This window comes from Streptomyces sp. NBC_00569 (assembly GCF_036345255.1).
Taxonomy (GTDB): Bacteria; Actinomycetota; Actinomycetes; order Streptomycetales; family Streptomycetaceae; genus Streptomyces.
Genome location: NZ_CP107783.1, coordinates 937,202 through 963,804 on the forward strand (window position 1 = coordinate 937,202; position 26,603 = coordinate 963,804).

A 26,603-nucleotide genomic window follows, 5' to 3' on the forward strand; every position below is an offset into this window, starting at 1 on the left:
CAACATTCGACGCCGCCGCAAAGGAGCCGTGTCACCGTGCCCATCTCTCGCAGAGCACTAGCCGCTGCCGCCGCCATCGCTGTCGTCCTGCCGCTGAGCGCGTGCGGCTCCGGGGGTGACGACAGCGGCTCGACGGACGCCTCGGGCAAGATCCAAGGCAGCATCACGTTCCAGACGTGGAATCTCAGGGCCAACTTCAAGCCGTACTTTGACGGCCTGGTCAAGGACTTCGAGAAGAAGTACCCCGGCACCCATGTGAAGTGGATCGACCAGCCCGGCGAGGGCTACGCCGACAAGATCAGCGCGGACGCCGCCGGCGGCACGCTGCCCGATGTCGTCAACGTCTCCCCCGACCTCGTGGCCCCGCTCGCCAAGGCCGGTCTCGCGCTCGACCTCGACAAGGCGGCGCCGAAGTACAAGAAGGAGTACCTGCCGGGCGCCTGGGCGAGCCACCAGATACCGGGCATGGACGGCACCTACGCCTTCCCCTGGTACCTCAACACCGGGCCGCTGTTCTACAACAAGGGCCTGTTCAAGAAGGCCGGGCTCGACGCGTCCAAGCCCCCGAAGACGTACGACGCGCTGTTCGACGACGCGCTCCGCCTCGCCAAGAAGAGCAAGGGCAAGGTGGCCACGCTCGCCAACGTCCCCACCATCGAGGACTTCGGCCGCTACGGCGCCCCACTCATGAACAAGGAGGGCACCGGCTTCGCGTTCAACGACGCCAAGGGTGTCGAACTCCTCACGAAGTACAAGGAGTTGTACGACGCGAAGGCGCTCGACCCGCAGGCTCTGACCGCGACGCCCGAGTCGACCGGCAAGAAGTTCCTGACCGGGGCCGTGGCGATGAACCCGGGCAGCGCGCTCGACCTGTCGAAGTTCAAGAAGGAGGCGCCGAGCCTCTACAAGAACATCGGGATCACGGACCAGATCACCAGCACCGGCAAGGTGAACATGTACGTGATGGGCGTGATGGTGAACTCGCGCTCCAAGCAGAAGCCCGCGGCCGTGGCCTTCGCGCACTACGTCACCGACGCGCAGCACCAGATGGAGTTCGCCAAGAAGGTCGCCATCTTCCCGAGCACCGCCGGCTCCCTGGACGATCCGTACTTCACGAAGCAGGACGGCTCGGACGAGACGCGGGTGCGGATCGCGGCGGCCGACTCCCTGAAGTCCGCGGTCAACTACACGCCGGTCCTGTTCAGCGAGCAGATGAAGACCGAGCTGCGGAACTCCGTCGCCAAGGCCCTGCAGGGCAAGGAGAGTCCCAAGACCGCTCTTGACAACGCTGTCAAGGCCTGCGACCGGCTGCTCCAGCAGCAGGGCTGAGCCCCGGAGCCGTACATCATGACGAGTCCCCTTCCGACCGTGAAGACCGCCGCCGAGACCTCGGCGGACACACAGGTGACGCGACCCGCGAAGACCCCGGGCGAGCCGCCCGCGTCCCGCGTCAGGCGACATCTGCCCACCAGTCCCTGGCTGTTCGCCGCCCCCGGGCTCGCGGTCGTCGCCGTCTTCATCCTGTATCCGTTCGTCTCCACCGTGGTCAACTCCTTCACCGACCGGCGGACCCTGATCCCCGGCGAGTTCGTAGGCCTGGCCAACTTCCGGGAGCTGCTGCACGACGACATGTTCTGGACGGGGCTGCGCAACAGCGTCCTGTACATGGTCGGGGTCGTCCCCGCCCTCGTACTCCTCCCGCTGCTGCTTGCCCTCCTCGTCCAGAAGAACATCCCGGGCATCACCTTCTTCCGGTCGGCCTTCTACACGCCGGTGGTCGCGTCCATCGTCGTGGTCGGCCTGATCTGGGTGTGGATGCTGGACGAGCGCGGGCTGGTGAACTCAGCTCTCGAAGCCGTGGGCATCGGCAGGGTCGGCTTCCTCAGCGACCAGTGGCTGCTCCTGTTGAGCGCCATGGCCGTCACGGTCTGGAAGGGCCTCGGCTACTACATGATCATTTACCTGGCGGCACTGGCCAACGTGCCGCGCGAGTTGCACGAGGCAGCCTCGGTGGACGGTGCGGGCGCGGTGCGCCGCTTCTTCACCGTCACCGTGCCCGCCGTGCGCTCCACCATGGTCCTGGTCGCCGCGCTCTCCTCGGTCGCCGCCTTCAAGGTGTTCTCCGAGGTCTATCTGATGGCGGGGCCGAACGGTGGCCCCGCGGGCGAGGACACCACGCTCGTGATGCTCGTGCAGCGCACCGGCACCGGTCTGACCGGCCGCGTCGGCTACGCGTCGGCGATCTCCGTCGTCGTCTTCGTCGTCACCGTCGCGCTGATGCTGCTCGTGCTCCGCGCCGACCGTAAGGAGGACGTGTGAGCGTCACCGAGGACGTCCGCGCCACAACAGGCCTGACCCGCACACCGGTTCGGCGGCGCCGTGCGCCGCGCGTCACCGACGAGAACGGCCGGCGCATCCGTGTCTGGGAGCTCGTGCTGCGCTACGCGCTGCTGCTCGCCGTGCTCGCGATCACCGTCGGGCCCTTCCTCTGGCAGCTGTCCACCTCGCTCAAAGGGACGCACGAGGACATCTTCAGCTCCCCGCCCACGTTCCTTCCGGCCGACCCCACGCTCCACAACTACGAACGCGTCGCCGACACCATCCCCGTCTGGGACTACGCGTTCAACTCCCTGAAGGTCGCCACCGCCAACGTCGTCACCAACTGCGTCGGCTCCGCGCTCGCGGGCTACGCGCTCGCCCGGCTGCGCTACCGCGGCCGCAAGATCGCCACCCTTGTGTTCATCCTCGCGATGCTGGTGCCCGTCGAGAGCATCGTCATCGCGCAGTTCACGACGATGCGCGAACTCGGGCTCAACAACACGCTCGTCGGCGTGGTCCTGCCGGGCTGCATCGCCGCCATGAACGTCCTGCTGATGCGCAACGCGTTCCTCAACCTGCCCTACGAGATCGAGGAGGCGGCCTACGTCGACGGGGCGAACGCCTGGCAGCGGTTCCTGCGGATCGCGCTGCCGTCCGTGAAGGGCACCCTCGCGGTCGTCGCGATCTTCGCCTTCATGGGCGCCTGGGACGACTTCCTGTGGCCCCTCATCGTGCTCAGCGACCCGGCGAAGTTCACCCTGACCATCGGCCTGAACTATCTGCACGGCACCTTCGCCAACGACGAGCGGATCGTCGCGGCCGGCACGATCATCGCCGTCGCACCGCTGATCATCCTCTTCGCCTGTCTCCAGCGGTACTTCTTCCGCGGGGTCGGCGAGGGAGCCGTCAAGGGCTGACGCCCGTACCACGGACATCTCGTCACCGAAGCCCCCACGTACCACAGAACCAGGACTCAGCATGACTTCTGCCGTGCGCTTCGGCGTCAACTACACCCCGAGCCAGGGGTGGTTCCACCACTGGCTCGACTTCGACCTCGACGCCGTGCGCGCCGATCTCGACTCGATCGCCGCGCTGGGCCTCGACCACATCCGGGTGTTCCCGCTGTGGCCCTACTTCCAGCCCAACCGCACCCTGATCCGTCCGCGCGCCGTCGAGCAGCTCGTCCAGCTCGCCGACGCGGCGGCCGAACGCGGGCTCGACGTGAACGTGGACGGTCTGCAGGGCCACCTGTCGAGCTTCGACTTCCTGCCCGCATGGACGCAGACGTGGCACCGGCGGAACCTCTTCACCGACCCGGACGTGGTCGAGGGCCAGGAGGTGTACCTGCGCACCCTCGCGGGGGCGCTCGCCGACCGGCCCAACTTCATCGGTATGACGATCGGCAACGAGGTCAACCAGTTCGCGGCGGGCCCGCACCCCGACCCGGACCGCATCACCGAGGAACAGGCGGGGAGTTGGCTGCTTCGGGTGCTCGCCGCGTGCGAGGAGGGAGCGCCGGGGCGGACCCATCTGCACGCCTCGTACGACGCCGCCTGGTACCAGGACGACCAGCCGTTCACGCCCGCGCACTCCGCACGGCTCGGCGCGCTCACCGCGGTGCATTCGTGGGTGTTCAACGGTACGGCGCAGCGCCACGGCCGTACCGGGACGGCGACCGAGCACCATGCCGCCTACCTCGTCGAGCTGTCCAAGGCCTGGGCCGGCGATCCGCACCGGCCCGTCTGGCTCCAGGAGGTCGGCGCGCCCGCGCCCCTGGTCCCGGCCGAGCACGCGGCGCACTTCACCGAGGCGACCGTGGAGAACGCCCTCGACTGCCCGGACCTGTGGGGCGTGACCTGGTGGTGCTCGCACGACGTCAGCCGTGACCTCGCCGACTTCCCCGAACTGGAGTACAGCCTCGGCCTGTTGACCAGCGATCGGCAGCCGAAGCCCGCCGCGCAGGCGCTCGCCCGCATCGTCGCGGACCGGCGCGCCCATCCCCGTACGCCCGCGCCCCGCACCACCGCGCTCGTCGTCGATGCCGGTGACGACGAGGCCGCCCCGCGCCGCTCGGTATGTGCCCCCGGCGGCGCCGTGTTCGAGGCCTTCGCCCGGCTCACCGCCGACGGGCTCCGGCCCACCACGGTCCTCGCGAGCCGCGCCGACGACAAGGAACATCTGGCCGCGCGCGGCATCACCGAAGTGGTCTCACCGGACCACGTCACGCGGACCGTCGGCACGGCGCCGTAATGGATCGTCCCCGATGCGGAACGCACGATTCGAGGTGTGCCGCGTCGGGGAGTTGTACAGCGTCCCGTCCGTCCCCCGCCAGGCAACCACCCGCACCTCGGACCTTACGGAGTACCCCTCATGCATGACGACCGCACGCTGGTCGAAGCCCGTCTCAAGCGCGTCCTCGACGAGCGCATCCGACCCGCCGTGTATCCCGAGTCCGTGCCGCTGGAGGTCGCGGTGTGGAACGCGCCGGGTGAGCCGGTGCCGGTCGCCGAAGGGCTCGCGGCGACGCCCGAGCCGATCGCGGTGGGCGCTCGCTGGGGCGCTCCGTGGGCCACCTGCTGGTTCCGCGTGACGGGGACCGTGCCCCAGGCCTGGGCGGGCCGGACCGTCGAGGCGATCCTCGACCTCGGCTTCGACGAGAACATGCCCGGCTTCCAGTGCGAGGGCCTGGTCTACCGCCCGGACGGCACCCCGGTGAAGGGGCTCAACCCGCGCAACCAGTGGGTGCGCGTCGGCGCCCCCGTGGCGGGCGGCGAGGAGGTCCGCCTGCACATCGAGGCCGCGTCCAACCCGGTCATTCTCGACTACCACCCCTTCCTGCCCACGCAGTTGGGCGACAAGGAGACCGCGGGCAGCGAGCCGCAGTACACGCTGGCGCGGATGGATCTCGCGGTCCTGGACGAGACCGTGTGGCAGCTCGTCATGGATCTCGAAGTGCTCGGCGAGCTGATGGCCGAGCTGCCGGTGGAGTCCGCCCGGCGCTACGACATCCTGCGCGCCGTCGAGCGCGCCCTCGACGCGGTCGACCTCCAGGACGTGAACGGCACGGCGGCCGCCGCCCGCGGACAGCTGACGGACGTCCTGTCCGCTCCCGCCGTCCCCTCGGCGCACCGCATCAGCGCCGTCGGCCACGCGCACATCGACTCGGCGTGGCTGTGGCCGCTGCGCGAGACAGTACGCAAGGTGGCGCGGACGACATCCAACATGACGGCGCTCCTGGAGGACGAACCCGACTTCGTCTTCGCGATGTCGCAGGCCCAGCAGTGGGCTTGGGTCAAGGAGCACCGGCCCGAGGTGTGGGCGCGGGTGAAGAAGGCGGTCGCCGACGGCCGGTTCGTGCCGGCGGGCGGCATGTGGGTGGAGTCGGACACCAACATGCCGGGCTCCGAGGCGATGGCCCGTCAGTTCGTGCACGGTAAGCGGTTCTTCCTCGACGAGTTCGGCATCGAGAACGACGAGGCGTGGCTGCCCGACACCTTCGGGTTCGCCGCCGGGCTGCCGCAGATCATCAAGGCCGCCGGCTCCAAGTGGCTGCTCACGCAGAAGATCTCGTGGTCGCAGACCAACAAGTTCCCCCACCACACGTTCCAGTGGGAGGGCATCGACGGCACCCGGATCTTCACGCACTTCCCGCCGGTGGACACGTACAACTGCTCCATGAAGGGCAGCGAGATCGCCCACGCGGCGAAGAACTTCAAGGACAAGGGGGTCGCCCGGCACTCGCTCGCGCCGACCGGCTGGGGTGACGGGGGCGGCGGCACGACCCGCGAGATGGTCGCCAAGGCGGCCCGCCTCCGGGACCTCGAAGGGTCCGCGCAGGTGGTGTGGGAGACGCCGGAGGAGTTCTTCAAGAAGGCGGAGGCGGAATACCCGAACCCGCCGGTCTGGGTCGGTGAGCTCTACCTCGAACTCCACCGCGCCACACTCACCAGCCAGGCCAGGACGAAGCAGGGCAACCGGCGCAGCGAGCACCTCCTGCGCGAGGCCGAGCTGTGGGCGGCGACCGCGGCGGTGCGGGCCGGATTCCCTTACCCCTACGAGGAGTTGGACCGGATCTGGAAGACGGTGCTGCTGCACCAGTTCCATGACATCCTGCCCGGCTCGTCGATCGCCTGGGTGCACCGCGAGGCACGCAGGACGTACGAGCGGGTCGCGGAGGAGCTGAACGGCATCATCGCCGCGGCGCAGCGCGCGCTGGCCGGTGAGGGCTCGGGGACGCTCGTCTTCAACTCGGCGCCGCACACCCGCGACGGCGTGCCCGCGGGCGGCGCCCGCACCCCGGTCATCGAGGGCGAGGCCGCGATCGCTTCGCGCGCGGCGGGTGGATTCGTCCTGGAGAACGGGCTGTTGAGGGTCGAGATCGATGCCCGGGGTCTGGTCGTGTCCGCGTACGACCTCGTCGCGGGCCGCGAGACCGTGGCGCCGGGCCGGGCCGCGAACCTGCTGCAGATCCACCCGGACTTCCCGAACATGTGGGACGCGTGGGACGTCGACGAGTTCTACCGCAACACGGTCACGGATCTGGTGGACGCCGACGAGGTGGCTCCGGGAGACGGCGCCTCGGTGCGGGTCGTGCGCTCCTTCGGCGACTCCCGCGTCACCCAGGTCCTGTCCCTGGCAGCCGGTGAGCGGCGGCTCGGGATCGACACGGAGGTCGACTGGCACGAGACGGAGAAGTTCCTGAAGCTGGCGTTCCCGCTGGACATCCACGCCGAGCGGTACGCGTCCGAGACGCAGTTCGGGCACTTCCACCGGCCCACGCACACCAACACCAGCTGGGAGGCCGCCAAGTTCGAGGCGTGCAACCACCGGTTCGTGCACATCGAGGAGCCCGGCTGGGGCGTCTCGCTCGTGAACGACTCGACGTACGGCCACGACGTGACGCGGACCGTGCGGGACAGCGACTCGGGCACGACGACCACCGTCCGCGTCTCGCTGCTGCGCGCGCCGCGCTTCCCCGACCCCGAGACCGACCAGGGCGTGCACCGCTTCCGGCACGCTCTGGTGCCGGGCGCGGCCATCGGCGACGCGGTCCGCGAGGGCTACCGGATCAACCTGCCGGAGCGGCACGTGACCGGCTCGGGCGAGGTCGCTCCGCTGGTGGGCGTCGACCATGACGCGGTGGTGGTGACGGCGGTCAAGCTGGCCGACGACGGCAGCGGCGACGTGGTGGTCCGCTTCCACGAGTCCCGCGGCGGACGGGTGCGCGCCACCCTCACGGCGGGCTTCGAGATCGCCGCCGCGGCGGCGACGGACCTCCTTGAGCGTCCGCTCGCCGACGCGGCGGACCCGGAGCGCGACGGTGACCGGATCACGCTGACGCTGCGCCCCTTCGAGCTGGTGACGCTGCGTCTGAAGCGGGCCTGAGCAGGTGCCGTCGGGTGGGCCGGTCACACAACCGGCCCACCCGACGGCGCGTTCAGCCCGTCGCGCCGCGTGCCGCCCTGGCCTCCCGGGACAGCAGGACCAGGCTGCGCGCCTCCACCAGTAGGTCGGTGCCCGGCTTGTGTTCCGTCTCGTCCGCGACGCCCTGCGGGTCGGCGGTGTCGATCCGGGTCGTCCACCGCTCGCCGTAGGTGGCGTCAGGGAGGCGGAAGCGGACCGGCTTCCAGTAGCTGTTGAGGAGCAGCAGGAACGAGTCGTCGACGACCGGCCGCCCGTAGGGGTCGGGTTCGGCGATGGCGTCTCCGTTGAGGAAGACGGCCACCGAGTGGGCGTCGCGGCGCTGCCAGTCGTCGTCCGTCATCTCGCGCGCGTCCGGGCGCAGCCACACGAGGTCGGGCAGGGGCTGGCCCTCGTGAGTGTGCGTGTCACCGCGGAAGAAGCGGCGGCGGCGCAGCACGGGGTGGGCGGCTCGCAGGGCGATGGTGCGGCGGGTGAACTCCATCAGCTCGCGCTGATCCTCGTTCAGGCGCCAGTCGGTCCAGGAGATCTCGTTGTCCTGGCAGTAGGCGTTGTTGTTGCCCCGCTGAGTGCGGCCCAGCTCGTCGCCGTGGGCGAGCATGGGGATGCCCTGGGAGAGCAGCAGTGTGGCGAGGAAGTTGCGCTGCTGCCGGCCGCGCAGTTCGAGCACGCCTTCGTCGTCGGTGGGGCCTTCGGCGCCGCAGTTCCAGGACCGGTTGGCGCTCTCGCCGTCCCGGTTGTTCTCGCCGTTGGCCTCGTTGTGCTTGTCGTCGTACGAGACCAGGTCGCGCAGGGTGAACCCGTCGTGGGCCGTGACGAAGTTGACGCTGGCGCGCGGGCGGCGGCTGTCGTGCTGGTAGAGGTCGGAGGAGCCGGTGAGCCGGGAGGCGAACTCGGCGAGGGTGTTCTCGCCGGAGCGCCAGAAGTCTCGTACCGAGTCGCGGTACTTGCCGTTCCACTCCGACCACTGGGGCGGGAACTTGCCGACCTGGTAGCCGCCCTCGCCGACGTCCCACGGCTCCGCGATGAGCTTGACGCGGCCGATCACCGGGTCCTGCTGGATGAGGTCGAAGAAGGCGGAGAGCCGGTCCACCTCGTGGAACTGCCGGGCAAGGGTGGCCGCCAGGTCGAACCGGAAGCCGTCGACGTGCATCTCGGTGACCCAGTATCGCAGGGAGTCCATGATGAGCTGGAGCACGCTGGGGTGCCGCATCAGCAGGCTGTTCCCGGTGCCGGTGGTGTCGTAGTAGTGCGCCGGGTCGCCGTCGACGAGCCGGTAGTAGGACGCGTTGTCGATGCCGCGGAAGGAGAGCGTCGGGCCGTTCTCGTTGCCTTCCGCCGTGTGGTTGTAGACGACGTCGAGGATCACTTCGAGGCCGGCCGCGTGCAGCGCCTTCACCATCGACTTGAACTCGGTGACCTGCCCGCCGCGGCTGCCCCGGGAGGCGTACGCGTTGTGCGGGGCGAAGAAGCCGATCGTGCTGTAGCCCCAGTAGTTCGACAGACCCTGGTCGCGCAGGAATCCGTCCTGCGCGAACTGGTGCACCGGCATCAGTTCGACCGCGGTCACGCCCAGCGAGGTCAGGTGCTCGACGACCGCCGGGTGCGCGAGGCCCGCGTAGGTGCCGCGCAGTTTCGCGGGGACCTTGGGATGGGTGCGGGTCAGGCCGCGAACGTGGGCCTCGTAGATGACGCTGTCGGCGTACGGGCGCAGGGGCGGGCGGTCGTTGCCCCAGTCGAAGGCGCTGTCGGTCACCACGGCGACGAGGGTGTGCGGCGCGCTGTCGGCCGGGGACGGTCCGCCGGCCGTCCGCTCGAAGAGTGAGGGGTCGTTGTCCATCTGCCCGTCGACGGCGGTGGCGTACGGGTCGAGGAGCAGCTTCGCGGGGTTGCAGCGGTGGCCCGCCGCCGGGTCCCACGGGCCGTGCACCCGGTAGCCGTAGCGCTGGCCGGGGCCGACAGCAGGCAGATAGCAGTGCCATACGAAGCCGTCGACCTCGGTCATGGTGACCGTGTCGTGGGTGCCGTCGTCGTGGAGGAGGACGAGGTCGACGCTCTCGGCGACCTCCGTGAACAGGGCGAAGTTCGTTCCGTCGCCGTCGAATGCCGCGCCGAGGGGATAGGGGCGTCCGGTCCAGGTGAGCATCCGGCCACCGTACGGATGATCTTGGAGTCGGTGTCGTCACCGCGCCGCCCGCACCCCGTCTGTCGCGCGCCCGGCCCTGGTGTGCCGCGGTCCCGACACGCCGCCGGGCCGCGGCTGCCGAAGCAGACCGCGGCCCGGTGCGACCGCTGCGGACGGAGCGCGATGCCGGTGTCACATCGCCGGTGTCGGGCGTACGAGCCTGCGTGGGACGGTCAGTTCGGGTCCGTGCGCACGGGCTGCCGGGGCGGCGGCCACGAGGGGATCGGTGACCGCTGAGCCCGCGAACGCCGGGACCGGTACCTCGCGCGGCATCTCGAGCGCCTCGTTGAGGGTGGGCGCGGGGCCGACGGGGAGCAGCGGGGCGCGCTCGCCGAGACGGGCCCGGCGGGAGAACCAGATGATCTTTCCCGTGGGCGTGGGGCAGCCGCCCCAGCCGTCGCTCAGCGCGGCGATCTCCGCGAGGCAGCCTTCCGGGGCGTAGTGCGGGCCCGGCAGGTCGCGCTCGTGGTCGGACACCGCGGTGATCAGGTGCTGTCCGTTCCACCACATCTCGACGTCCGTGTTCTTGTCCGTGGCGTGCTCGTCGATCGTGTGGAGCAGCACCTCGACACCGCGGCAGACGGGGTCGACGAGAATGTCCAGCTTCCAGTACCGGAGGTGGGCGGCCAGGATGCGCCTGACCTGTGAGACACGTTCCGAGCTGACCTCGACGTCGAGGTGGTAGTAGCAGGGCACTGCGGTATTCATCTTCTTCGGCTCCTCACCGGCGAAGCTCCCGCTCGTCGCTCGCCCCCTGTGGGCCGTACCCCGAACACGTAGCGTGAGCGCTGATCGCTCCTGAGTCACCCCAGGATGAGAGTGCTACTCCATTCGTGCAACACGAGGAGCCGCTTCCGCCGCCGTCGAAGCTCCAACAGGACGGGAAGTGCCGCCAAATGCACCATAGGACGGGGTACCGATCGGCGTAACGGTTCGGCACCTCTCCGTGCACGGCCCCCGCGCACCGACCCGGTGCACCGTGCGCTCCAAGAGTGGGAAGTGAACAGCGACATGTTGCTGCCTACCAAAACCGAAGTCGCCAGTCATCTGGCGCAGTACCGCGCATGGGAACGCCTGCGGCTCGCGGCACCCGCCGACCGTCAGGTTCGGGCCCACTTCGAGGACACGGCCTACACGCTGTGCGTGCTGATGGGAAAGCGCTGCGGACGGGAGGCCGCCGACGCGGCCGAGCGTTATCTCCGCCCCAACGTGGAGCATCCGCCGATGGCCGCACCGCCACTCGCGGCACCCGCGGTCGCGGTCGCCGCCCTCAGCGGGCGCTGAGGCCGGACCGTCCGGCAGAAGCGGGAGGCCGGCCGACACGCCTGAACCAGGACATTTCCTGACAGGCCGAGCCCGGTCGGCTCCCGTAGCGTGTCGCCGGAGGGACGCAGCCCGTCGATGACAGCCTGCTGTGCCCGGCCGCGCGCCGGGCCCAACCGGTGTGCGAGTGACGGTGCGTCCCGTGGCGCATGTGAACCCGGCGGGCCCCCGACCGAGAGCGGGCCTGCCTCGAGCACGGCGGAGGTGCAACCGATGAACCCAGGCACGGTGACGGGCCGCGTCCCGATCGTGGACGTACTCCCGGCCGTCGACTGCGGCAGGCGTCCGGCGAAGGCGGTCCCGGGCGAGACGTTCGAGGTCTCCGCCACGCTCTTCGGCGAGGGCCATGCCGCGGTCGCCGCCAATGTCGTGCTGCGCGGCCCCGACGACCGGCCGGGCCCGTGGACCCCGATGCGCGAGCTGTCCCGGGGCAGCGACCGCTGGGGCGCCGACGTCACCCCGACAGGCGTGGGCAACTGGACGTACACGGTGGAGGCATGGATCGATCCCGTGTCCTCGTGGCGTCGGTCCGCCGGCATCAAGGTCCCGGCCGGGATCGACACGGAGGTGATCCTGGAGGAGGGCGCCGCGCTGCACGAGCGGGCCGCCGCCGGTGTCCCGGAGCACGCCGGACGGGACGCGGTGCTCGCGGCCGTGGACGCGCTCCGCGACGAGAGCAGGCCGCCCGCCGCCCGGCACGCCGCGGCCCTCGCGCCGGACGTGACCGCCGCCCTGGCCGAGCACCCCCTGCGCGAACACGTCTCACGCTCGGCGCCCATGCCCCTGCTCGTGGAACGCGAACGGGCGCTGTACGGAGCCTGGTACGAGATGTTCCCGCGCTCCGAAGGCGCCGTGGTCCGCGACCGGGAGCGGCCGGTGAGCGGCACCTTCCGCACGGCGGCCGAGCGCCTTCCCGCCGTCGCCGCCATGGGCTTCGACGTGGTCTACCTCCCGCCGATCCACCCCATCGGCACCACCTTCCGCAAGGGGCCGAACAACACTCTGTCGGCCGACCGGTGGGATGTCGGAGTGCCGTGGGCGGTCGGCTCACCCGAGGGCGGTCACGACGCGATCCACCCCGACCTCGGCACGATCGACGACTTCGACGCCTTCGTGCGCCGGGCCGCGGAACTCGATCTGGAGATCGCGCTGGACTTCGCGCTCCAGTGCTCGCCGGACCATCCGTGGGTGGAGAAGCACCCGGAGTGGTTCCGGCACCGGCCGGACGGCACGATCGCTTACGCGGAGAACCCGCCGAAGAAGTACCAGGACATCTACCCGATCGCCTTCGACCAGGACATGCCGGGCCTGATCGAGGAGACGACCCGGATCCTGCGTTTCTGGATGCGTCACGGGGTCCGCGTCTTCCGCGTCGACAACCCGCACACCAAGCCCGTCATGTTCTGGGAGCGGGTGATCTCCGACATCAACCGCAGCGACCCGGACGTGGTGTTCCTCGCCGAGGCCTTCACCCGGCCACCCGTCATGCAGGCGCTCGCCAAGGCCGGTTTCCAGCAGTCGTACACCTACTTCACCTGGCGCGACACGAAGCAGGAGCTCACCGAGTACCTCACGGAGCTCTCACGGGACACGGCCGCCTACATGCGTCCCAACCTGTTCGTGAACACGCCCGACATCCTGCCCGGCTACCTCCGGAAGGGCGGCCGCCGCGCCTTCGAGGTGCGTGCCGTGCTCGCGGCCACGCTCTCCCCGACCTGGGGGGTGTACGCCGGGTACGAGCTGTGCGAGAACACACCGGTCCGCGAGGGCAGCGAGGAGTATCTGCACTCGGAGAAGTACGAACTGCGGCCGCGTGACTGGGAGTCGGCCGAACGGGCGGGACGTTCCATCGCCCCGCTCATCACCACCCTGAACCGCGTCAGGCGGAACCACGGCGCCCTGCGCCTGCTCAGGAACCTCCATTTCCATCACACCGACAACGACGCGCTGATCGCGTACAGCAAGCGCTCGGGCCCCGACACGGTCGTGGTGGTCGTCAACCTCGACCCCCACCACACCCAGGAGGCGACGGTTTCTCTGGACATGCCTCAGCTCGGACTCGACGCGCACGCGAGCGTGCCGGTCCGCGACGAGCTGACCGGCGAGACATTCCAATGGGGCAGGACGAACTACGTGCGACTGGAACCGGGCCGCGCGCCCGCGCACATCCTCACCGTCCTGCGACCGTCCTCACCGCCCACCGGAGGGTCACCCACCACATGATCGTCAACAAGCCCGTCCCGGACACCTTCGAGGACACCCCCACCAAGGACCGGGACCCCGACTGGTTCAAACGCGCCGTCTTCTACGAGGTCCTCGTCCGCTCCTTCCAGGACAGCAACGGCGACGGGGTCGGCGACCTCAAGGGCATCACGTCCAGGCTGGACTATCTCCAGTGGCTGGGCGTCGACTGCCTCTGGCTGCCACCCTTCTTCAAGTCCCCGCTGCGGGACGGCGGTTACGACGTCTCCGACTACACGGCGGTCCTGCCGGAGTTCGGCAATCTGGCCGACTTTGTGGAGTTCGTCGACGCCGCGCACCAGCGCGGGATGCGCGTGATCATCGACTTCGTCATGAACCACACCAGCGACCAGCACCCGTGGTTCCAGGAGTCCCGCAACGACCCCGACGGGCCGTACGGCGATTACTACGTCTGGGCCGACGACGACAAGCAGTACGAGGACGCGCGGATCATCTTCGTCGACACCGAGGCGTCGAACTGGACGTTCGACCCGGTGCGCAAGCAGTACTACTGGCACCGCTTCTTCTCCCACCAGCCCGACCTCAACTACGAGAACCCGCGCGTCCAGGAGGAGATCCTCGCCGCACTGCGCTTCTGGCTGGACCTCGGCATCGACGGCTTCCGGCTCGACGCGGTGCCCTACCTCTACGCGGAGGAAGGCACCAACTGCGAGAACCTCCCCGCTTCCCACGCCTTCCTCAAGCGCGTACGGGCCGAGGTCGACGCGCACTATCCAGACACGGTGCTGCTCGCCGAGGCCAACCAGTGGCCCGAAGACGTGGTCGACTACTTCGGCGACTACGCCTCCGGCGGCGACGAATGCCACATGGCGTTCCACTTCCCGGTCATGCCCCGCATCTTCATGGCCGTGCGCAGGGAGTCGCGCTACCCGGTCTCGGAAATCCTGGCCAAGACCCCCGCCATCCCGTCGAGTTGCCAGTGGGGCATCTTCCTGCGCAACCACGACGAGCTGACGCTCGAAATGGTCACCGACGAAGAGCGCGACTACATGTACGCGGAGTACGCCAAGGACCCGCGGATGCGCGCCAACATCGGTATCCGCCGCCGTCTCGCGCCCCTCCTCGACAACGACCGCAACCAGATCGAGCTGTTCACCGCACTCCTGCTCTCCCTGCCCGGCTCGCCGATCCTCTACTACGGCGACGAGATCGGCATGGGCGACAACATCTGGCTCGGCGACCGCGACGCCGTGCGCACACCGATGCAGTGGACACCCGATCGCAACGCCGGCTTCTCCTCCTGCGACCCGGGCCGGCTCTCGCTCCCCACGATCATGGACCCCGTCTACGGCTACCAGGTCACGAACGTGGAAGCGTCCATGTCGTCCCCGTCCTCGCTGCTGCACTGGACACGCCGGATGATCGAGATCCGCAAACAGAACGAAGCATTCGGCCTCGGCTCCTACACCGAACTGCCCTCGTCCAACCCGGCCGTGCTCGCCTTCCTGCGCGAAGCCCCCCCGACCGAGGACAAGGGGGACGACCTCGTCCTGTGCGTGCACAACTTCTCGCGCTTCGCCCAGCCCACCGAACTCGACCTCCAGGCCTTCGACGGCCGCCACCCGGTCGAGCTCATCGGTGGCGTCCGCTTCCCCGCCATCGGCCGGCTCCCGTACCTGCTGACCCTCGCGGGCCACGGCTTCTACTGGTTCCGGCTCCGCAAGGAAGCCGTCAGCACCACGTGGTGACCGGCGGCCCCACGCCCCTGGGACCGTCTGTTCACCCTCGAAAGGAGTCGTCGCCATGCCCAAGGCCGCACTGCAGAGTCCGACCGGCGTCAGCCCCTCTCTGCTGCTGAACTCACTCGCCGGTCTGCTCCACGAATGGCTCCCCCGGCAGCGCTGGTTCGCGGGAAAGGGCCGGCCCGTCACCGGACTGACCCTGGCCTCGATGACCGAGCTGCACCCGGGCTGCCTGCACCTGCTGGTGCGCGCCGAGCACGCCGAGCAGGTGACCCGCACCGGCTCGGGCACGCCCCCCGCCGACAATCTCTACCAACTCCTGCTCGGTGTGAGGGAGATGCTGCCGCCCTCGCTCGCGCCCGCCTTCATCGGCCGCGCGACCGAGGGCCCGCTGACCGGTCTCATGGTGTACGACGCCTTCCAGGAGCCCCGCTCGGCCGGGCTGCTCCTCGAGCGGCTGCGCCACCCGGGCGCGGCGGGCCCCCTGCGCTTCGAACGCGACCCGCAGGTCACCGTGCCCGCGGGGCTCACGCCGCGCGTCCTCGACGCCGAGCAGTCCAACACGTCGCTGGTGTACGGGGATTCGTACATCCTGAAGGTCTTCCGACGTGTCCAGGCCGGCGTCAACCCGGATCTGGAGGTGCCGCAGGCGCTCGCCCGGCAGGGCTGCACCCGCGTGCCGGGACCCGTGGCCTGGTTCCGTACGTCGCAGCCCCAGCAGGCGACACTCGGCGTCCTCCAGCCGTTCCTGCCCGACGCGGACGACGGCTGGACCCTCGCGCTCCGGTCCCTCTCCTCCGGCAGGGACTTCACCGACGAGGCGTACGAACTGGGACGGGCGACCGCCGAGGTCCATCTCGCGCTGACCGCGGCCTTCCCCGTCGACGCACCTGAGCCCCACCGCAACCGGCGCCTCGCCGCCGCGATGACCGAGCGCCTCGAATCCACGGCCCGCTCCGTGCCCGCGCTGCTCCCGCACGCGCCGGGGCTGCGCGCCGCGTTCGACGCGTTCGCGCTCGTCGACGTGGCGCGACCCGCGCAGCGCATCCACGGCGACCTCCATCTGGGTCAGGTGCTGTGGTCGGGGCAGCAGTGGTTCGTCATCGACTTCGAGGGCGAGCCGGCCCGCCCGCTCGCCGAACGCCGCCACGCGCAGTCCCCCGTACGCGATGTCGCGGGCATGCTCCGCTCCTTCGACTACGCGGCCCGCACCCGCCTGCCCTGGCGGCCGGAGTGGTCGCTGCGCTGCCGGGACGCGTACTGCGCCGGCTACGCGGCCGAGTCGAAGTCGGACCCGCGCGAGGAACCCGACCTGCTCCGCGCCTACGAGACGGACCGCGCCCTTTACGAAGTCCTGTACGAGGCGCGGCACCGGCCCGACTGGCTGCCCGTCCCGATGGCGGCGATCAGCCGCCTCGCCGAACCCCGTTGACCCAGGCGGCGGCAACCTCGCCGTCCGCCTGCCGAACCCATCCCGCCCGAGGAGACAAAACCGTGGCAGCTCGCAAAACCTCCGCCCCCAAGACTGCCAAGCCCGGCAAGCTGGGCCCCGGTCGCCTCACCGTCCCGCCCGCCCCCGCGATGGACGAATCGGACCGCGGACGTCTCCTGTGGGGTCAGCATCACGACCCGCACTCCCTGCTGGGCGTGCACCCGGTGGACGGCGGTGTCGCGTTCCGGGTGCTGCGGCCGTACGCCCAGGCCGTCGCCGTGTCGGTCGAGGGCCGGCGCCTGGAGCTGCACGACGAGGGTGACGGTCTGTTCACCGCGGTGCTGCCGCTCGACGCGATTCCCGCGTACACGCTGCTCGTGACGTACGACGGGGACGAGCGGGAGGTCGAGGACCCCTATCGCTTCCTGCCCGCGCTCGGGGAGTTCGACCTGCATCTGATCGGCGAGGGGCGGCACGAGGAGCTGTGGACCGCTCTCGGCGCCCAGCCGATGACGCACGAAGGGGTCGCGGGTACCCGGTTCACGGTGTGGGCGCCGAACGCCCGGGGCGTGCGCGTCTGCGGTGACTTCTGCGCCTGGGACGGCACGGCGTTCCCGATGCGGTCGCTCGGTTCGTCGGGCGTGTGGGAGCTGTTCCTGCCGGGCATCGGCGAGGGAACGCTGTACAAGTTCGACATCACCCGCCCCGACGGTTCGCACACCGTACGCGCGGACCCCCTGGCCCGGCGTACGGAGGTGCCGCCCGCGACCGCGTCCGTCGTGACGGAGTCGTCCCACACGTGGGGGGACGCGGCGTGGATGGAGCGGCGCGGGCAGCGGCCGGTGCACGAGGCGCCCTTCTCGGTGTACGAGGTGCATCTGCCGTCCTGGCGCCCGGGACTGAACTACCGCCAGCTCGCTGACCGGCTCGCCTCCTATGTGAGCGATCTGGGCTTCACGCACGTCGAGTTCATGCCGGTGGCGGAGCATCCCTTCGGCGGGTCGTGGGGCTACCAGGGCACCGGCTTCTACGCCCCGACGTCCCGCATGGGCTCCCCCGACGACTTCCGCCACCTCGTCGACACCCTCCACCAGGCGGGGATCGGCGTGATCGTGGACTGGGTGCCGGCTCACTTCCCGAAGGACGACTGGGCGCTGGCGGGCTTCGACGGCACCGCCCTGTACGAGCCGCAGGACCCGCGCCGCGCCGAGCACCCCGACTGGGGCACCCTCGAGTTCGACTACGGTCGCAAGGAGGTCCGCAACTTCCTGGTGGCCAACGCCGTGTACTGGTGCGAGGAGTTCCACATCGACGGCCTGCGGGTCGACGCCGTGGCCTCCATGCTCTACCTCGACTACTCGCGTGAGGAAGGACAGTGGTCGCCGAACGAGCACGGCGGCCGCGAGAACCTCGATGCCGTGGCCTTCCTCCAGGAGATGAACGCGACGGTGTACCGGCGCTGCCCCGGTGTCGTCACCATCGCGGAGGAGTCGACCGCCTGGGACGGCGTCACGCGGCAGACCCACCACACCGGCCCCGGCGGTTTCGGTGGCCTCGGCTTCGGCCTGAAGTGGAACATGGGCTGGAGCCACGACTCGCTCGCGTACATCGTGCACGAGCCCGTGCACCGCAAGTACCACCACAACGAGCTGACGTTCTCGATGGTGTACGCCTACAGCGAGAACTATCTCCTTCCTCTCTCGCACGACGAAGTGGTGCACGGCAAGCGCGCCCTCGTGTCGAAGATGCCCGGTGACTGGTGGCAGCGGCGCGCCGACCACCGCGCGTACCTGGGTTTCATGTGGGCCCACCCCGGCAAGCAACTCCTGTTCATGGGGCAGGAGTTCGCCCAGGGAGCCGAGTGGTCGGAGGCGCACGGCCCGGACTGGTGGCTCCTCGACCCGGCCTACGACGCCGAGCCGGACCACCGTGGAGTTCTCGACCTGGTGCGTGACCTCAACCACGAGTACGCGGCCGCTCCCGCCCTGTGGGAACGGGACACCACGCCCGCCGGGTTCTCGTGGATCACCGCGGACGCGGCCGACGACAACGTCCTCGCCTTCCTCCGGTTCGCGGCGGACGGCACTCCCCTGCTGGCCGTGTGCAACTTCTCCCCTGCGGTCCGCGAGGACTACCGGCTCGGCGTGCCCGACTCGGTCCCCGGCTGGTCCGAGGTCCTCAACACGGACGCGGCGCGGTACGGCGGCGGCGGCGTCGTCAACTCCGGTGTCCTCAAGCCGGACCCGGAACCGAGCCACGGCCGGCCCGTCTCGCTCCGTCTGACGGTGCCGCCACTGGCGACGGTGTGGCTGCGTCCGGCCTGACCGTCGAGACGTCGCCCGAAGCCGCCGCCGCACGCGGGGCGGCGGCCACGGCCGCCGGGAGGTCGGCCGCACCGGCTCCCGGGCGGCAGGGTGACATCAGAGCCCGGGCGTCGCCCGGTGAGCGATCAAGGGGCTGGTTGCGTCTCCCCTCAGACCCCGTACCCGCAGGATCCGCCCGCCAGCAGGTCTTCGACCTCGCTGTGGGCGGCGTTGACGATGGCCGTCACCGCTTGCGCCGCTTCGGCCGAGCGGCCCGCGGCCACCGCTTCGGCCACCTCCTGGTGGCGGCGCACTGCCGCCATGTCGATGTCGTGCGGCATCAGGGACAGCTCGCGGCGGGCCACGAGGAGTTCCTCCGTCACCTCCGCGAGCTGGGCGAACATGCCGTTGCCCGATGCCCCGAGCAGCGCTCGGTGGAAGGCCGCGTCCGCCTCGACGAAGCCGGCACTGTCGCCGCTCCGGGCCGCGCTCGCCATGGCGCGGGCGTGCTCCGACAGAGCCTGCCGGGCCTCCGCGTCACCGCTCGCCGCGGCGAGGGCCGCTGCGGAGGGCTCCACCGCGGCGCGCAGCTCGGCCAGTTCGCGCAGCTGGACCTCGCGGCGGGGTGAGGCGAGGCGCCAGCGGATGACCTGGGGGTCGTAGAGGTTCCACTCGGGCATCGGGCGGACCGTGATGCCGATACGCGGGCGGCTGGTCACCGCCCTCTTGGACTCGAGCACCCGGACGGCCTCGCGCGCGACCGTGCGTGAGACGCCGTACCGCTCCTGGACGTCCTCCAGGCGCAGGACCTCCCCGGCGCGGATCTCGTCCGCCGCGAGGGACAGGCCGATCCGGTCGACCACCTGCCCGTGCAGGCCCTGAAGTTCCACGCCACTCCCTGTGTCGTCGTGTGCATCGCGTGCCGGTGATCCCGTCCGGTGCGTTGTCGATTGTCACACCTCCGGCGGGAATCGGAGCACTGGGTGTGCCCTGCCAGCGGCATCATCGCAGCAGCTCAGGCACCATTTCGGCGAACTCGGCGCAGAACCGGTCGATCGTGGCGATCTCCTCGCTGTCCAGGGTGTGCCCGGGTGCCCTGCAGTGCGCGGAGCCGAACCAGCCGCGGCGCACGGATATCTCCTTCTCCGCCGCGACGATCAGCTCGACGCCCTGCATCCAGTAGGAGAGGTACGGCGTCATACGGGTGTGCAGGTCGACGGCGCCCGTCTCGTCGCCGCGCTCCCAGCGGCGCCACAGCTCCACGTACAACTCCGTGAAGGAGCAGCCCGGCTGGACGCCGATCGCGCCGCGGCGCAGGGCGTCGGGGAGCTGGAGTCCGGCGTATCCGACCAGGGCGGGCAGCGGGCGCTCTCCCTGGGCCAGCGCCGCGATGAGGCGTCCGGGCGGCGCCGACTCGACCTTCACCCAGCGGAGATTGGGGTGTTCCGCGGCGAGGGTGTGCAGGGTGGCCGCGTCCAGGGCGGTGCCTGTCTGGGCGGGGGCGTACTGGACGACGACGGGCAGTGGGTCCACTGCGGCGAGCACCGACCGTACGTGGGTGAGCACGGCGTCCCGTGATGGGCCGAGGAAGTGCGGTGGCAGGACGTTGACCGCGTCGGCCCCGCGCTCGGCGGCGCTGACGGCCTGGGCGACAGCGTGCCGGGTGGCGTGGTCGGGGACGGACACGATCGCGGCGGCGTCCGTCCGGTCGCGCGTGCGCTCCAGGAGAAGACCGGTGAGCAGGTCCCGCTCGCCCGCGTCGAGCTTGTGGAACTCGCTCGCGAAGCCCGGGAACATCACGGAGCCGACGCCGGTGTCGAGGACGCGTTCGACGACCGTGGCGAAGCCGTCGGGGTCGAGGGCGCCGTCGTCGCGGAAGGGGACCTCGAGTACGGGCGAGACACCGCGGACGAGGGAGTCGACGTCCTTCGTCGGCATCTTCGGATCTTTCGTCAACTTTTCTGCTTCCTCAGTGCTCATGACGGTCCCTCAGAAGGCCTGGCGGGGCGCGGCGGAGTCGCTGGCACCCACCAGGAAGTCGAGGTCCACGCCGGTGTCGGCCTGGGTGACGTGCTGGGTGTACAGGTAGGTCCAGCCACGGTCGGCGGGCGGCGTCGGCGGCTGCCACTCGCTGCGGCGCCGTTCCAGTTCGGCGTCCTCGACCAGTACGTCGAGGCGTCGCGCGGGCACGTCGAGGCGTACGTCGTCCCCCGTGCGTACGAGGGCGAGCGGGCCGCCGACCGCGGCCTCGGGCGCGACGTGCAGGACACAGGTGCCGAAGGCGGTGCCGGACATGCGGGCGTCGGAGATGCGGACCATGTCGCGCACCCCTGCGTCCAGGAGCTTCTTCGGGAGCTGGAGGTTGCCGACCTCGGGCATACCGGGGTAGCCCTTGGGGCCGGTGTTGCGGACGATGAGGACGGTGTCGGCCGTGACGTCCAGGTCGGGGTCCTCGGCGACGGCGAGGTAGTCCTCCAGGGAGTCGAAGACGAGCGCGGGCCCGGTGTGGCTGAGCAGCTTCGGGCCGGCGGCCGACTGCTTGATGACGGCGCCGTTCGGCGCGAGGTTGCCGCGCAGGACGGCGGTGCCGGTGCCGGCGGGCTGCACCGGGCGGTCCATGGGGCGGATCACCTCGCGGTCGTGGACCTGTGCGCCCTCGCAGTTGTCGACGAGGCCGCGTCCGGTGACGGTGACCGTGTCGCGGTGGAGCTGGTCGCGCAGGTCGTTGACGAGCGCGGGCAGTCCGCCGGCGTACGCGAACTCCTCCATGAGGAAGCGCCCCGACGGCATCAGGTCGATGAGCAGCGGAAGTTCGGCGCCGAGACGGTCGAAGTCGTCGAGGGCGAGCGGCACGCCGAGGCGGCCCGCGATGGCGAGGAGGTGGACGACGGCGTTGGTGGAGCCGCCGATGGCCGCGTTGATCCGGATGGCGTTCTCGAAGGCGGCGCGCGTCATGATGCGCGCCGGGGTGAGGTCGCTGCCGGCGAGTGCGACGGCGCGGGCGCCGGTCTCCTCGGCGAGGGTGCCGCGGCGTGCGTCGACCGCGGGCAGGCCCGAGCCGCCGGGGAGCATCATGCCGAGGGCCTCGGTCAGGCACGCCATGGTGGAGGCGGTGCCCATCGTCATGCAGTGACCGGCGCTGCGGTTGAGGGAGCTCTCGAACTCGGTGAACTCCTCCTGGGTGATGGTCCCGGCCCGCAGTTCCTCGGTCATGCGCCAGATGTCCGTGCCCGAGCCGACGTTGCGGCCCTGGAAGCGCCCGTTGAGCATCGGGCCGCCGGTGAAGACGATCGCGGGGACGCCCGCGCTCGCGGCGCCCATGAGGGCGGCGGGGGTGGTCTTGTCGCAGCCGGTGAGCAGGACGACGGCGTCCAGGGGGTTGGCCCGTATCTGTTCCTCGATCTCCATCGCGGCGAGGTTGCGGTAGAGCATCGAGGTGGGGCGCAGGAACGGCTCACCCAGGGACATGGCGGGGAATTCGAGGGGGAAGCCGCCGGCCTGGAGGACGCCGCGCTTCACGGCGTCCGCGATGAGCTGGAGGTGGCCGTTGCAGGGCGTCAGTTCGGAGAAGGTGTTGCAGATGCCGATGACCGGGCGGCCGTCGAAGTTGTGACCGCCGCGGCCCGTCGCGCGCAGGTGGTGGCGGGAGATGAAGCCGTTCTTGCCTCCGTCGCCGAACCAGGCGCGGGAGCGCAGCGGCGCCTCGCTGTCGGCGGGCGTGGGTTCGAGCGCGGCCATGTGTGGTCCTTCCGGTGCGATGCCGGGGCCGTGACGGCGGCCGTGATCAAGCCGTGTCCGACGCACCCCTTCAATGGTGCTATCAAATCACGATACGGTCCCGGCGTGTCCAGAGGATCGACGCGGATCCGGCACGAACGACGTGGGAGAGCCGTGGAATCGACAGTCATGAAGGCGGTGACCTGGCGGCTGATGCCGTTCCTGGTCCTGCTGTATCTGGTGGCGTACATAGACCGGTCGAACGTGGGCTTCGCCAAGCTGACGCTCCAGGACCAACTCGGCCTGTCCAACGCCGCGTTCACCTTCGGCCAGGTGGCGTTCTTCATCGCGTACGCGATCTTCGAGGTGCCCAGCAACGTCTACCTCGACCGCTTCGGCGCGCGCCGCTGGTTCACCCGCATCATGCTCAGCTGGGGCGTGGTGACCGTACTGACGGCGCTGGTCAGCAACGACTGGCAGTTCTACGCCGCGCGCTTCCTGCTCGGCGTCGCCGAGGCCGGCTTCTACCCCGGAGTCCTCTACTACCTCACCAAGTGGTACCCGTACCGCTACCGGGCGCGCATGACCGGCTGGTTCATGATGTCCGCGCCGCTCGCCTTCATCATCGGCAACCCCGTGATGGGCGCGCTCGACGACCTCGACGGCACGTTCGGGCTGGAGGGCTGGCAGTGGATCTTCATCGCGACGGGCGTGCCGGCGATCGTGCTCGGCTTCGTCACCCTGCGGCTCCTGCCCGACGGCCCCGACGGCGTGCGCTGGCTCGCGGCCGAGGACCGGGCCTGGATCGCCCGTGAACTCGCCGCCGAGGCGGACGCGTTGGGCGAGCGCGGACACGGCAGCCCGCTGCGCGCGCTGCGCGACAGGCGCGTCGTCCTGCTGTCGCTCTTCTACCTGTGCTTCCCGCTCGGCGCCTACGGACTGAGCTTCTGGCTGCCCACGATCGTCGACGGCTTCGGCGGCCTCTCCACGACGGCCACCGGCTTCATCACCGCCGTCCCGTACGTCTTCGTGGCCATCGGCCTGTACGTCGTGCCGAAACTCGCGGACCGCAGCGGCACCCGCTACCCGTGGATCGCGGGCACCGCCGCCCTCGGCGCCCTCGGTCTCGCTGCCAGCGCCCTGACCGGCAACCACGTGCTGCAGATGGCCTTCATCAGCGTGGCCGCGATGTGCATCTTCGCGGGGCAGCCGGTGCTGTGGTCGCTCCCCTCACGCTTCCTGACGGGAATTCAGGCGGCCTCCGGCATCGCGGTGATCAACGCCGTGGGCAATCTGGGCGGCGGCTTCGGGCCGATGGGAATCGGCGTGGTCGTCGACCGCACGGGGTCGGCCGTGGGCGGCCTGTGGTTCCTGGTCGCCGCCATGGTCATCGCGGCCGTCGCCACACCGGGGATCCGGCGGCTGATCGAGGGCGGGCCTGTGGTGGCGCATGCGTCGCCGGACGCATCGCCGGCCCCTGAGGGGCGCGCAAAGGTCTGAGGCTCGGGGTGGGGCGGCCGAGATGGCCGCCCCACGGCCCACCTCACTCCCCGAGACACTCCCGCACCGACGTGATCAGGCCGTTGGCCCGGGCGTCACCGTGGCCGATCATGCGGTTGGCCACATAGGCGAAGCCGACCCCGAACTCGTCGTCACCGAAGGCGAATTGGCCTCCGGCGCCGTCGTTCCCGAAGCTGCGGGCGCCGAGCATCGGGCGGAACGACGGCGAGTCGAGCAGGAAGCCCGATCCCCAGCGCGCACCGGCGTCGAAGCCGAGCCAGCCCTCACCGGAGGACACCTCGCGCAGCGCGTCGGTCACCGTGTCGGCCGTGAGCAGCCGTTCCCGGCCGTCGACACCGGTGACCGCCGCCGCGTAGAGCCCGGCGAGGCCGCTCGCGGAGGCGACGACACCGGCCCCGGGGAGTTCCATGGCGTGCAGCTCGGGGTCGTTCCAGCCGTGCGGCTCGTCGAGGCCCGGGAAGACGAGCGCGCCGTTCATCGTCACGATGCGGGTCAGCAGGTGCTCCGGGCCGGGCATCCCGGGCCGCCCCTCGGCCTCGGCGAGCCGGGCCGGCGTGCCCAACTCCTCGGCCGGCAGCCCGATCCAGGCCCGCAGGCCCAGCGGGTCACCGACCGTGCGCCGGAAGTACGCGCCCGGAGTGAGGCCGGTGATGCGCCGGATCACCTCACCGATCACGAACCCGAAGACGTGGCCGTGGTACTCGTACGCGGTGCCCGGCTCCCACAGCGGCTTCTGGTCCTCGATCGCGCGGGTCACCGGCGTCCATTCGGCGATCTCGTCGAAGCCGAGCACCCGGTCGAGGGCGGGGATTCCCGCGCGGTGCCCGAGGACCATGCGGCAGGTGATGTCCTCCTTGCCCTGCTGCGCGAACTCCGGCCAGTACCGGCCGACCGGGGCGTCGAGATCCAACTTCCCTTCCTGCGCGAGGAGATGGGCACTGAGGCTCACGAGTCCCTTGGCGCAGGAGAAGACCGGGACGACGGTGTCCTGTTCCCACGCGCGCCCGGTCCGCGCGTCTGCGACCCCGCCCCACAGGTCGACGACCTTGCGTCCGCCCGCGAACACCGTGACCGCCGCGCCGAGTTCGGGAAACTCGTCGAAGTTCCGCGCGAACACGTCGGCGACGTCCCCGAATCGTTCGTCGGCCCATCCGTGGTGCTGCCCCATCGTGTCCCGTCCTCCGCGTGGTCGTGGCGCGGGACCACCGCAGCAAGCTGCTGCCGTACGACCCCGGTTGTCGAAACGATCACGGTACGGGGGGATGTCGCGCGTCTCGAACGATTTACGCGCGACCACGGCCGGCCATGCCGAAGTGCCGGGGCGCACCGCAGTGGGCCCCGGCACCTCGCAGTGCGTTACGCGATATCGATGATCGTGCGCAGCGCCTCACCGGTGTGCATCTGGCGCAGCGCCTCGTTGATCTCCGTCAGCGGCACGTGGTGCGTGATCATCGAGTCCAGGTCGATGCGGCCCGCGCGCCACAGGTCGATGATCGTGGCGTAGGTGCGGCGGATGTCGTCGCCGCCGTAGAACGAGGGCAGGATCGCCTTCTCGCTCATGACGAGTTCGCCCATGCTGATGTCGGGCAGGTCCGTGCGGGAGCCGGCGCCGACCAGGCACACCGTGCCACCGAGGCGGGTCGCGTCGTAGGCGGCGCGCAGCGCGCCGGGGCTGCCGACCGCCTCGAAGGCGTAGTCGAAGCCGAAGCCGCCGGTCAGGCGCTTGACGGCGTCCGGCAGCTCTTCGGGCGCGACGGCCTCGGTGGCGCCGAACTTCAGGGCCATCTCGCGGCGGTTGGCGGTCGGGTCGACGGCAATGATCCGCGCCGCCCCGGCGACCTTGGCACCCTGGAGGATGCTGATGCCGACGCCGCCGAGTCCGATCACGACGACCGACGAACCGGGTTTCACCTTGGCCGTGTTGAGGGCGGCGCCGATGCCGGTGGTGACACCGCAGCCGATCAGGGCGGCGATCTCGTAGGGGACGTCGTCCGGGATCGGGATCGCCGCGTACGCCGCGATGACCGTCTCCTCGGCGAACGTGCCGGCGCCGAGCATGCCGGGGACGATCGTCTCGCCGTCCTTGAAGTTGGGGTTGCCGAGGTTGCGGTAGCCGCTGCGGCACATGTGCCCCTCGCCCCTCTTGCAGGACGAGCAGACGTCGCAGGGCGGCATCCAGCAGACGATGACGCGGTCGCCGGGCTTGACGTGGGTGACGCCCTCGCCGACCTCGACGACCTCGCCCGCGCCCTCGTGGCCGGGGATGAACGGCGCCGGGTGCTGGAGCACCCCGCTCATCGCCGACACGTCGGAGTGGCACAGGCCGGCCTTGTGCATCTTGACGCGGACCCGGCCGGGGCCGAAGGAGACGGTCTCGACGTCCCTGACGTCCAGGGTGTCGTCTCCGGTGTGGTGCAGGATTGCTGCGTGCACGGTGT

At 70.4% G+C, this 26,603-nt stretch carries 18 protein-coding genes; 11 read left to right on the plus strand and 7 right to left on the minus strand.

Annotated elements, in window-relative coordinates; translation table 11 throughout:
* Positions 1 to 36 precede the first annotated feature (36 nt).
* The 5 genes from OHO83_RS04410 (at position 37) to OHO83_RS04430 (ending at position 7,704) form a co-directional block, all read left to right on the plus strand.
* On the plus strand, positions 37 to 1,329 hold the full coding sequence (locus OHO83_RS04410) for an ABC transporter substrate-binding protein (RefSeq protein WP_330278712.1): 1,293 nt from the start codon (positions 37 to 39) through the stop codon (positions 1,327 to 1,329).
* Positions 1,330 to 1,347: 18 nt separating this feature from the next.
* Positions 1,348 to 2,319, plus strand: coding sequence for a carbohydrate ABC transporter permease (locus tag OHO83_RS04415; protein WP_330278713.1), 972 nt, complete (start codon positions 1,348 to 1,350; stop codon positions 2,317 to 2,319).
* A gap of 32 nt (positions 2,320 to 2,351) precedes the next feature.
* The gene (locus OHO83_RS04420; RefSeq protein ID WP_266680216.1) at positions 2,352 to 3,236 is read left to right on the plus strand and encodes a carbohydrate ABC transporter permease; all 885 of its coding nucleotides are present in this window, start codon (positions 2,352 to 2,354) and stop codon (positions 3,234 to 3,236) included.
* Positions 3,237 to 3,297: 61 nt separating this feature from the next.
* Positions 3,298 to 4,569, plus strand: a complete 1,272-nt coding sequence (locus OHO83_RS04425; RefSeq protein WP_266678693.1) for a glycoside hydrolase 5 family protein — start codon at positions 3,298 to 3,300, stop codon at positions 4,567 to 4,569.
* Positions 4,570 to 4,689: 120 nt separating this feature from the next.
* Positions 4,690 to 7,704 carry an alpha-mannosidase gene (locus OHO83_RS04430; RefSeq protein WP_266678691.1) on the plus strand — a complete coding sequence of 1,005 codons (3,015 nt, stop codon included), beginning with the start codon at positions 4,690 to 4,692 and terminating at the stop codon, positions 7,702 to 7,704.
* 52 nt (positions 7,705 to 7,756) lie between these two features.
* Here OHO83_RS04430 and glgX read toward each other — a convergent pair whose 3' ends face one another.
* Together glgX and OHO83_RS04440 are read right to left on the minus strand one after the other, a co-directional pair.
* Positions 7,757 to 9,886: a glycogen debranching protein GlgX gene (gene glgX / locus OHO83_RS04435; RefSeq protein WP_266678689.1), complete on the minus strand. Its 2,130-nt coding sequence runs from the start codon at positions 9,884 to 9,886 to the stop codon at positions 7,757 to 7,759.
* Positions 9,887 to 10,057: 171 nt separating this feature from the next.
* On the minus strand, positions 10,058 to 10,633 hold the full coding sequence (locus OHO83_RS04440) for a pep a2 (protein ID WP_329432164.1): 576 nt from the start codon (positions 10,631 to 10,633) through the stop codon (positions 10,058 to 10,060).
* Positions 10,634 to 10,924: 291 nt separating this feature from the next.
* On the opposite strand from OHO83_RS04440, the gene OHO83_RS04445 reads away from it, so the two are divergent.
* The 5 genes from OHO83_RS04445 to glgB all read left to right on the plus strand — a co-directional run bounded on the left by OHO83_RS04445 (position 10,925) and on the right by glgB (position 18,948).
* Entirely contained in the window at positions 10,925 to 11,209 is a 285-nt protein-coding gene (locus OHO83_RS04445) for a DUF5133 domain-containing protein (protein WP_384687169.1), read from the plus strand.
* A gap of 252 nt (positions 11,210 to 11,461) precedes the next feature.
* Positions 11,462 to 13,471 (plus strand): alpha-1,4-glucan--maltose-1-phosphate maltosyltransferase, encoded by a 2,010-nt coding sequence (locus OHO83_RS04450; RefSeq protein WP_330278714.1) that lies wholly within the window; start codon positions 11,462 to 11,464, stop codon positions 13,469 to 13,471.
* Complete coding sequence (gene treS, locus OHO83_RS04455; protein WP_329432166.1) at positions 13,468 to 15,198, plus strand: maltose alpha-D-glucosyltransferase; 1,731 nt, start codon at positions 13,468 to 13,470, stop codon at positions 15,196 to 15,198. The genes OHO83_RS04450 and treS overlap by 4 nt, the downstream gene beginning before the upstream one ends.
* A 55-nt stretch (positions 15,199 to 15,253) precedes the next feature.
* Entirely contained in the window at positions 15,254 to 16,624 is a 1,371-nt protein-coding gene (locus OHO83_RS04460) for a maltokinase N-terminal cap-like domain-containing protein (RefSeq protein ID WP_330278715.1), read from the plus strand.
* Positions 16,625 to 16,773: 149 nt separating this feature from the next.
* A complete protein-coding gene (glgB, locus tag OHO83_RS04465; RefSeq protein ID WP_330280716.1) occupies positions 16,774 to 18,948 on the plus strand; it encodes a 1,4-alpha-glucan branching enzyme in 2,175 nt (724 codons plus the stop codon).
* 149 nt (positions 18,949 to 19,097) lie between these two features.
* On the opposite strand, the gene OHO83_RS04470 is transcribed toward glgB, so the two are convergent.
* From OHO83_RS04470 to OHO83_RS04480, 3 genes are all read right to left on the minus strand, one after another.
* On the minus strand, positions 19,098 to 19,817 hold the full coding sequence (locus tag OHO83_RS04470) for a FadR/GntR family transcriptional regulator (protein ID WP_266678681.1): 720 nt from the start codon (positions 19,815 to 19,817) through the stop codon (positions 19,098 to 19,100).
* Positions 19,818 to 19,929: 112 nt separating this feature from the next.
* Positions 19,930 to 20,865 carry a dihydrodipicolinate synthase family protein gene (locus OHO83_RS04475; protein ID WP_266678679.1) on the minus strand — a complete coding sequence of 312 codons (936 nt, stop codon included), beginning with the start codon at positions 20,863 to 20,865 and terminating at the stop codon, positions 19,930 to 19,932.
* Positions 20,866 to 20,916: 51 nt separating this feature from the next.
* The gene (locus OHO83_RS04480) at positions 20,917 to 22,665 is read right to left on the minus strand and encodes an IlvD/Edd family dehydratase (RefSeq protein ID WP_330278716.1); all 1,749 of its coding nucleotides are present in this window, start codon (positions 22,663 to 22,665) and stop codon (positions 20,917 to 20,919) included.
* A gap of 153 nt (positions 22,666 to 22,818) precedes the next feature.
* Between OHO83_RS04480 and OHO83_RS04485 the strand changes: the two genes are divergently transcribed.
* On the plus strand, positions 22,819 to 24,144 hold the full coding sequence (locus OHO83_RS04485) for an MFS transporter (RefSeq protein WP_329432171.1): 1,326 nt from the start codon (positions 22,819 to 22,821) through the stop codon (positions 24,142 to 24,144).
* 43 nt (positions 24,145 to 24,187) lie between these two features.
* Here OHO83_RS04485 and OHO83_RS04490 read toward each other — a convergent pair whose 3' ends face one another.
* Positions 24,188 to 25,333 (minus strand): serine hydrolase domain-containing protein, encoded by a 1,146-nt coding sequence (locus OHO83_RS04490; protein WP_329432172.1) that lies wholly within the window; start codon positions 25,331 to 25,333, stop codon positions 24,188 to 24,190.
* 188 nt (positions 25,334 to 25,521) lie between these two features.
* Positions 25,522 to 26,598, minus strand: a complete 1,077-nt coding sequence (locus OHO83_RS04495; protein ID WP_329432173.1) for a zinc-binding dehydrogenase — start codon at positions 26,596 to 26,598, stop codon at positions 25,522 to 25,524.
* Positions 26,599 to 26,603 lie beyond the last annotated feature (5 nt).

Bases quoted from the DNA above. Each gene is read 5' to 3' on its own strand.
- OHO83_RS04450 (WP_330278714.1), top strand. From the start codon at position 11,462: ATGAACCCAGGCACGGTGACGGGCCGCGTCCCGATCGTGGACGTACTC.
- glgB (WP_330280716.1), top strand. From the start codon at position 16,774: ATGGACGAATCGGACCGCGGACGTCTCCTGTGGGGTCAGCATCACGAC.
- treS (WP_329432166.1), top strand. From the start codon at position 13,468: ATGATCGTCAACAAGCCCGTCCCGGACACCTTCGAGGACACCCCCACC.
- OHO83_RS04425 (WP_266678693.1), top strand. From the start codon at position 3,298: ATGACTTCTGCCGTGCGCTTCGGCGTCAACTACACCCCGAGCCAGGGG.
- glgX (WP_266678689.1), bottom strand. From the start codon at position 9,886: ATGCTCACCTGGACCGGACGCCCCTATCCCCTCGGCGCGGCATTCGAC.
- OHO83_RS04415 (WP_330278713.1), top strand. From the start codon at position 1,348: ATGACGAGTCCCCTTCCGACCGTGAAGACCGCCGCCGAGACCTCGGCG.
- OHO83_RS04440 (WP_329432164.1), bottom strand. From the start codon at position 10,633: ATGAATACCGCAGTGCCCTGCTACTACCACCTCGACGTCGAGGTCAGC.
- OHO83_RS04460 (WP_330278715.1), top strand. From the start codon at position 15,254: ATGCCCAAGGCCGCACTGCAGAGTCCGACCGGCGTCAGCCCCTCTCTG.
- OHO83_RS04475 (WP_266678679.1), bottom strand. From the start codon at position 20,865: ATGCCGACGAAGGACGTCGACTCCCTCGTCCGCGGTGTCTCGCCCGTA.
- OHO83_RS04480 (WP_330278716.1), bottom strand. From the start codon at position 22,665: ATGGCCGCGCTCGAACCCACGCCCGCCGACAGCGAGGCGCCGCTGCGC.
- OHO83_RS04430 (WP_266678691.1), top strand. From the start codon at position 4,690: ATGCATGACGACCGCACGCTGGTCGAAGCCCGTCTCAAGCGCGTCCTC.
- OHO83_RS04490 (WP_329432172.1), bottom strand. From the start codon at position 25,333: ATGGGGCAGCACCACGGATGGGCCGACGAACGATTCGGGGACGTCGCC.